This window comes from Roseovarius albus (assembly GCF_900172335.1).
GTDB lineage: Bacteria > Pseudomonadota > Alphaproteobacteria > Rhodobacterales > Rhodobacteraceae > Roseovarius > Roseovarius albus.
Window position 1 is genome coordinate 81,632 of record NZ_FWFX01000016.1, and the last position, 7,320, is coordinate 88,951.

8 protein-coding genes are annotated in these 7,320 nt (G+C 51.4%); 2 read left to right on the top strand and 6 right to left on the bottom strand.

The window, feature by feature from the left end; translation table 11 throughout:
• Positions 1–126: 126 nt before the first annotated feature.
• The 3 genes from ROA7450_RS18740 to ROA7450_RS18750 form a co-directional block, all read right to left on the bottom strand.
• Positions 127–2,577, bottom strand: a complete 2,451-nt coding sequence (locus ROA7450_RS18740; RefSeq protein WP_085807489.1) for a GcvT family protein — start codon at positions 2,575–2,577, stop codon at positions 127–129.
• A gap of 58 nt (positions 2,578–2,635) precedes the next feature.
• Positions 2,636–3,184 (bottom strand): helix-turn-helix domain-containing protein, encoded by a 549-nt coding sequence (locus tag ROA7450_RS18745; RefSeq protein ID WP_370738219.1) that lies wholly within the window; start codon positions 3,182–3,184, stop codon positions 2,636–2,638.
• A 365-nt stretch (positions 3,185–3,549) separates the two neighbouring features.
• On the bottom strand, positions 3,550–4,470 hold the full coding sequence (locus ROA7450_RS18750) for a LysR family transcriptional regulator (RefSeq protein ID WP_159454106.1): 921 nt from the start codon (positions 4,468–4,470) through the stop codon (positions 3,550–3,552).
• Positions 4,471–4,638: 168 nt separating this feature from the next.
• On the opposite strand from ROA7450_RS18750, the gene ROA7450_RS18755 reads away from it, so the two are divergent.
• Positions 4,639–5,220: a hypothetical protein gene (locus tag ROA7450_RS18755; RefSeq protein ID WP_085807492.1), complete on the top strand. Its 582-nt coding sequence runs from the start codon at positions 4,639–4,641 to the stop codon at positions 5,218–5,220.
• Positions 5,217–5,420 carry a hypothetical protein gene (locus tag ROA7450_RS18760; RefSeq protein WP_085807493.1) on the top strand — a complete coding sequence of 68 codons (204 nt, stop codon included), beginning with the start codon at positions 5,217–5,219 and terminating at the stop codon, positions 5,418–5,420. Before ROA7450_RS18755 ends, ROA7450_RS18760 begins: the two co-directional genes overlap by 4 nt.
• Before the next feature lie 126 nt (positions 5,421–5,546).
• On the opposite strand, the gene ROA7450_RS18765 is transcribed toward ROA7450_RS18760, so the two are convergent.
• The 3 genes from ROA7450_RS18765 to ROA7450_RS18775 all read right to left on the bottom strand — a co-directional run.
• Entirely contained in the window at positions 5,547–5,795 is a 249-nt protein-coding gene (locus tag ROA7450_RS18765) for a WGR domain-containing protein (RefSeq protein ID WP_085807494.1), read from the bottom strand.
• Positions 5,779–6,393, bottom strand: coding sequence for an SMC-Scp complex subunit ScpB (gene scpB, locus ROA7450_RS18770; RefSeq protein ID WP_085807495.1), 615 nt, complete (start codon positions 6,391–6,393; stop codon positions 5,779–5,781). The genes ROA7450_RS18765 and scpB overlap by 17 nt, the downstream gene beginning before the upstream one ends.
• A gap of 2 nt (positions 6,394–6,395) precedes the next feature.
• On the bottom strand, positions 6,396–7,320 hold a 925-nt coding region (locus tag ROA7450_RS18775; protein ID WP_306372437.1), incomplete at its 5' end, for a DUF1403 family protein.

The following is a 7,320-nucleotide window of genomic DNA, read 5'->3' on the forward strand; positions in this document are numbered from 1 at the left end:
TGTATTTTTAAGAAACGATCCCGGTCATCAATGTATCACTGTAAGCCGGTGGGATTCATTGCTCCAAATAATCGCCTTCGACTTAAGCGCAGGCCGAAAATCGGCCTGCGCTTAGTTTTATTGTTCTTACGCAGTGATGCGCTCGTTGCTTGGATCCCAAAGCGGTTCGTCTTTTTGAACGATTGCTCGGCAGCGTTTTCCGTAGATCTCGACTTCCAACTCGGTACCTGGTGCGGCTTTATCAGAGCGAACGACACCCAAAGCAATTGATGCGTTTACTCGGTAACCCCAGTTCCCCGATGTGGTTTCGCCGACAACTTCATCTCCGTCCCAAATCGTAGACATGTATGGCGCGTCTGCGTCATCAGATTCCACGATCAACGTCACAAAGGCTTTCTTTGACCCTGCTTGCTTTTCAGCTTGCAGCGCCGCTTTGCCCGGGAAGTTCTGCTCTTTGTTTAGGCGAATGAAACGCTCAAGACCGCCTTCCAGCAAGCTATAGTCGCTGGATAGATCACCTTTCCATGTTCGATAGCCTTTTTCGATCCGCATTGAATCAAGCGCATACATACCGAACGGAGTGGCACCAGCATCGCGAACGGCCTCATAGGCGGCAGCACTATCTTCAAAACTTGTATGGATCTCCCAACCAAGTTCGCCGCCGAAACAGATGCGCATAAGTTTGGCTGGCTTGCCAGCAAAGGTTGCATCCTGGTGTGTAAGCCAACCTGTTGTAAGGTCTGCATCCGTGAGCTGAGACAACAGATCACGAGAACTTGGGCCGGCCACAAGCAGGGTGCTCCAGTCGCGTGTTACATCCGTCAAAGTCAATGACCCATCAGATGGCAGGGATTTGAGCAAGAACTCATAGTCATGCCACTGCGCGACCGCGGCAGTCATCAACATGAAGTCATCTTCTCCAAAGCGGATGATGGTGACTTCGGTGATAATTTTGCCGCGACTATCGGCAAAGTAACCAAGGTTCATACGGCCTGCTTTGGGAAGTGCCCCGGCAACTTGACCTCGCAGCCATTCTGCCGCCCCTTCACCTTTGAGGGTGTAGCGAGAGAAACCAGGCATATCGAGAACGGCTACGTTGTCCCGACAGGCTTCGACTTCTTCTTTTACGCGAATAGCCCAAGGACCATTGCGATCCCATGTTTCAGTCGCAGCTTCAGAAGTATCGTCGCCTTCCTTTGCAAACCAGTTCGCTCTCTCCCAACCATTGTAAGCGCCCATTTGGCCACCGTCGGCCAATAGTCGTTCATGGTTTGCCGACAACTTCTTATCGCGTCCTGCAGGCCATTCATGGTGTGGGAAGTGCATGGCATATTCGTGGCCATAAGTTTCCAGTGCTTTTGATAGGCAGTAATCGTGATCGGCGTAGTCGGTGTAGCGGCGCGGATCGACGGCCCACATATCAAGCTCAGTTTCGCCGTGCATAATCCATTCGGACAAGACTTTGCCTGCACCGCCACCTTGCGCGATACCAAATGTAAATGAATGAGCTTCAAACGCATTCTTTACGCCGGGCATAGGACCAATCATCGGCAGGCCGTCAGGTGCATATGGAATAGGACCATTGATATTGCGACCCACACCTGCAGTGCCCAGCAGCGGCAAGCGCTCCATGGCGTCTTCGATATACCACTCCAAGCGCTCCAGATCATCTGGGAACAGTTGGAATGAGAAATCATGTGGCATTGGATCTTCTGGAGTAATCCAGTGCGCCTTACAGTTGCGCTCATATGGCCCGAGATTCAGACCGTTTTTATCTTGGCGCAAATAATAGGAAGTATCCACGTCACGGATCATCGGCATTTTCTGGCCGTTTTCTTTGGTCCACTCGGCCAGCTCAGGAATCTCGTCTGTCAAGAAGTATTGGTGTGACATTACAACCATCGGAACTGTCCGACCACCAAATGGCTTGAACATTTCACCAACTCTTTGAGCGTAGTACCCCGCGCAGTTGGCCACGTATTCACACCGAATGTCACCTTTTTCGGTCTTGACGATCCATTCGTCACCATCGCGTTCAATACCGGTTGCCGAACAGAACCGCTCAATTCTGCCGCCAGCATCCCGTGCGCCTTTTGCCAGAGCTTGTGTCAGCTGAGCGGGATCGATATCGCCATCGAGCGGGTCCCACAAACCGCCTTCCAAATCGTGAGTCTCAATGAACGGATTATAGGCTTTCAGTTCTTCAGGTGTGCAGATATCCATTTGCAGACCTTGATAGCGTCCCATTCCGGCCACGCGCTCGAACTCCTGCATTCGCTCTTTGTTGTGAGCCAAGCGGATCGCACCAGTGACGTGGTAGTTCATAGGATAGTCAACGTCTTCACCCAATGTACGATACATAGCAGCAGAATAGCGCTGCATGTTCATCACTGCCCAAGAGCCAGCAAAGTTTGGCACATTGCCTGCCGCATGCCATGTGCTGCCAGCAGTCAGTTCGTTCTTTTCCAACATGACGCAATCTGTCCACCCGGCTTTGGCCAGATGATACAGTGTCGATGTACCAACGACACCTCCACCAATGATAACCACTCGGGCCGTTGAGGGAAAATTGGACATTGTGTTTCTCCTAATTGTCCTGTTGCGAGCAGCACCCGCAACGTTGTTTGTTATTCCGTTAGTATATCGATGGTCCGATCACCCAGATAACCACCGCTGTCTCATCGTAAGGGTTGGACCACCGATAAACTTCACCTCGAATTCGAAAACTATCGCCTGGCCCCACTGTGAAACGCCTCTCCCCCACTTCGAGGTTCAGAGCACCCGAAAGTACAAAACCCAGTTCTTGCGTTTGGCGTTGCGCTGGCTTTTGCATTTTGGATCGCGGCAAAAATGTTGAATGCACCATCTCAAAATTGTCGGTCAGATCAGGTGAAAGGAGCTCTTCAATGAGACCTTCTTTGCTTGACCCCATTTGACGGCGCGCACCTGCTCTAACAACATATCCGCGTTCGATTTCAGGCGTATTTGGATGGCCGAAGAACATTGAAACCGGCACCATCAAGATTTCAGCAATCTGACGTAAGTCTGAGATTGAGGGCACTGATTTTTCACGTTCAACCTGACTAAGCCAACCAATCGAGCGACCGAGTTGCTCGGCCATATCGTGGAGAGTGTGCCCGCGCGCCTTCCGAAGAGCGCGTATATCCTCTCCTATATTGGTCAATTGTTCAGGTTCTTGGTGCAATGAGCTAGCGACTTTCGTGAAATTTTGGATCATTTTTTCACGTTATCGATCTATTTCGTGAAAATTTCAAGAGTTTTTTCACGAGCTGATTTGGCTGACTTGCCTTTATTTGTTGATAAGGCCTCTCACAGGTTAAACCTCTTCAGGTTATCGAAGTGGAATTTTTTGTTCACCTTCATAAACTTAGAGTTCTTATCTGCATTTTCATTTTGACTACCCGCCGATGCAGGTGAAAAAAATCCAAGACACACGAATAATGAGCCAGACCTTCATCCATCAGATTCGTTAAAGATAGGATCTTATTCGTGACGTTCACGCCAAAGACGCTTGGGTCTTTGCTAATTTCAGCGCATTGTCTCGCTATCGATTTGTTTGGATATCCAGTCAAATACAACTTTTGGGCTTTGTTGTTGGGCATTATAGTTGCGTGACATGACGTATCCCGCGTTGCTACTGACTATATCGTTGGTCGCGAAAACAAGCAGCTTCTGACGGATCAATCGGTCGACAAGTCCCAGCCAGCCCAACGCTATACCCTCTCCAGAAACGGCGGCCTGTATGAGCATGTCGTAATTGTTAAAGCCGATAAAATTATGAGTTCGATCATCTTGGAAACCAAGGTTTGCGAACCATCCTTGCCAAGTTTGCCAGTCTGCTAATACCGGTCGCGACAAGCTCAATAGTTGAAGATTTAAAAGATCATTTGCCGCGTTTATCGGGCCATGAATTGCCAAAAATTCCGGACTGCAAACGGCCGCGACTTTTTCTTCGAGCAACAGTTTGTCGCCTTTTTTCATTTTACTCAAATCGTTTACATGAATTGTAATATCACAATCATCGCTATGCACTTGAGACGCTAAAATCTGGATTTCAACGTCTTCGCCCAATTCGGCACGCAGTTGCGATAGCCGCGGCATCAACCAATAGGTAGAAAAGGCAAAATCCGCAGAAATTCTCACGCGAGCGTTTTTGGAGCGATCCAGCTGCGATCCGTATGCTGTGCGGATTCTCTCTAATGCAGGCGATACCACGTTCAGAAGGCGCAATCCCTCATTGGTAAGCGCAACCCCACGATGTTCGCGTTTAAACAAGGCAATTCCTAAGTCGAGCTCCAAGGCCTTGATGCTTTGGGAAACCGACGACTGTGTCAGGCCAAGGGCTTCGGCCGCCTTAGTAAAGTTGCCATTCTCGGCAGCGAGACGGAAAACTAGTAAATTTGACAGGTTTTGGTGTATTTTGCGATTAATTTTTCTAATGTCATCCATAACAAAATATCCTCTGCAAATCTCACAATACATGATCATAGTATATCAAAGCACATTACCAATGCGAATGTTACTGCGTCATGCGGAGCCGAATTTGCAGGGTATAGGGCGGAGTGGATACTTATCACTCCAAATATCGTTGAAACTTAGTTCCGATGTAGGCCGCAAATGTTGATTGAGTATCTCACAAAAGATCCCCGCGCTGGAGATAGCCGCGTTCAGAAGCAAGCCAACCGATCCGATGGAACGGTTCCAGATGAAACGATATCAGAAGAAGGTGCGCTCGCATTTCTGAAACATATTCTTAGAGAAGACCAACAAGACACTTTGGTGATCAATCATCCACGAGTTTTAGGGCAGGCAGTCGCTGCAAGGAAAGTGCTGGAGTCACTCCGATCAAAAAAGGGGGCGATCAAGCTACCTGACACTAAGGCATTTGCAATATCATCGAAGGATGAAGTTGAAACATTCATGTATATACACAAGATATCGCTTTGGGGGACTGGGACGCCCAATCAGCATTATGCCAGCCGTGAATTTCATTCACTGAAGCAACAGCTAAACGATGAACAGATGAAAATCATACGGCATGGATGGTTGGCGCCTGAATGTTCCAAATCTTCAAATCGTTCCGACCGAAAGGCAGTGTTAAATGCTGTGTCAAAGCTAGCGGAACGAAAAGTCCAAGATTGGGAAGTAGAATTGCTTTGCAACCCTGAAGAGACATTTTCTCAGGAGTTTATTGTATGAAATTCCGTCACAAAGTTCACGCGGCACGTCAAGATGGTGGCGTATTTGTTGATATCCGCGAAAATTATTACGACAGAGAGATGGCTGACTGGGCTGTGCTATCACCCGAAGATGCAATGATGTTGAAGCATCAGCTAGATAGCGCGCTAAATGAGTTGGGATATCATGACAGCTCCCCAATTAATTCGAAGGAACTTTGATAGCCAAAATAGGGGAGAGCTTGTCATTGAATTTGAAATCCTTTGAAGGTGTAGAACTATATCATAAGGCATAGAATACTTTTGTTACGTCGCACGCCTTTCTCCAAGTCTCAAAGGTAGCCCAAATCAGAATGTACGCAGCGTTTCACGCAGCTGATAACCGCGGCGGCCCTTTTGGGCTGCGCGTTTGTACAAAGCCGCTTCTGCCTCCGCTCTCGAGGCCACATAATTCACCAACCGCTGTCCACCCTTGGTGCCAATCCGCCCCCATTCGCGGATAAGACACCATTCTCCAAACAGGGTTTGGGCGATATGCATCACGTAGAACCGCTGTTGTCGTTTTGACGGATCAATCTTTTCAAGCCGGATCTGCATCTGTGCCCCCTGCCCCGACGATGCCAGCATCTTCCAGCATTTCCTTGTCTGGCAAATCACGCAGGTTTTGCAGATCAAACGCCACCAAAAACTGCTGGGTGGTGACAAAGGTATAGGGCGCCCCGCGGCGCGGGCTGCGCGGGCCGGTGGCGATCAGGCTGCGGGCATGCAGACGCCCGATCAGATCACGGCTGATGTCTTTGCCGAAGATATTTTTCAACCCGTCGCGGGTGATAGGCTGGTGATAGGCAATCGCCGCCAACACCGCGACATCAAAGGCGCGCAGATCCAGATCCTGCACCCCCACATCCGCTGCGGCCCGGATCACTTGCGCATAACCCCGGCGTGTGCGCAGCTGCCAGGCGTCACCAACGGCGGCGATCTCATAGGGCCGCTCAGCCAGGTCCGCTTTCAGATCATCGATAAGCAAATCAACCGACACCCCCTGCCCCACCACGCGGATTAAATTGGCGCGCGTCACCGGCCTGGCCGAGGCAAACAACACCACCTCAATGCGCCGCATCCACTCGCGCCAGCGCAGGGCCTGAGGCAGGTCAGCCAATTCGCGGTCAAAATCGCTGATCGGATGATCTTTCATTGTTATATTCCATAGATCCGAAATGTGTCGCGCCCGGTCAATTCACACGCAACGCCCAGCTCAACGAGACGCTCACAAAACCGCCGCGCCCCACGATCCGACAGGCCCGTGCCGCCGGCAGGAGCCGACAACTTCGCCGGCGTAACGGCATCATGCGTCAAGAACATTTGCACCGCTGTCCCTGCCCCTTTGGCGCGCAGCTTCGGGGCCACCGCCTGCAACCGTGCTGCCCGTCGGGTCAGATCAACCGCCAACGGGAGCAGCTCATATACCGAAGACACAACAGCCCGATGGCAAGCCAGGCGTAAATCGTCCCCCCTCTTTCGCCAGTCCCCCGGCTTCAGACCTACGCTCAACAGGGGCACGATGTGATCCCAGCCAAAAGCCTGCGCCAAGACCGTATCGGCCAGAATGGCTGCCATGACCTCATCCTGTGGATAGGAAATCAGGACCCGCTCCAACACGGTCGCAACACGGGCGATCGGATCCCCCTGCCCTGAAAGGTGTTCTGTATCGAGAAAATCTCCGATCTCTTCTCCCGGGATCTGTGGCAAAGCTTTGGCCAATGTGCCCACCGATACTGGGCGGGCCACCGCCCGCTGCCAGCAGAGCAAAGTGGCTCCCGCAGGCCCAGGTTGATCGCCGGGGCGCAACAGATGCAGCTCATCGCGCAGCTCGGACCCGCGCTCGGAGCGCCCGGACAGAGCGACACAGGCCTCGGCCGCTTGCAGCGCCAGGCGCGCCCGCAGCAGCGCCAAAGGCACGCCTGAACAATTTAAAATATGATGCAGATGGCTCAGCGCGGCGCCGGACATAAAAGCCACATCCGTCAAGGATTCCGGCCGCGCCTGCGTGATCCAGGACGGCATCTGGGGTAGTGTCTCAAGGGCGTCGTGCAGGTTCGCGGGCACATATGTCATACTACCA

Coding starts and splice junctions, on each gene's coding strand:
- ROA7450_RS18740 (WP_085807489.1), bottom strand. CDS start 2,577: ATGTCCAATTTTCCCTCAACGGCCCGAGTGGTTATCATTGGTGGAGGT.
- ROA7450_RS18750 (WP_159454106.1), bottom strand. CDS start 4,470: ATGGATGACATTAGAAAAATTAATCGCAAAATACACCAAAACCTGTCA.
- ROA7450_RS18755 (WP_085807492.1), top strand. CDS start 4,639: ATGTTGATTGAGTATCTCACAAAAGATCCCCGCGCTGGAGATAGCCGC.
- ROA7450_RS18760 (WP_085807493.1), top strand. CDS start 5,217: ATGAAATTCCGTCACAAAGTTCACGCGGCACGTCAAGATGGTGGCGTA.
- ROA7450_RS18765 (WP_085807494.1), bottom strand. CDS start 5,795: ATGCAGATCCGGCTTGAAAAGATTGATCCGTCAAAACGACAACAGCGG.
- scpB (WP_085807495.1), bottom strand. CDS start 6,393: ATGAAAGATCATCCGATCAGCGATTTTGACCGCGAATTGGCTGACCTG.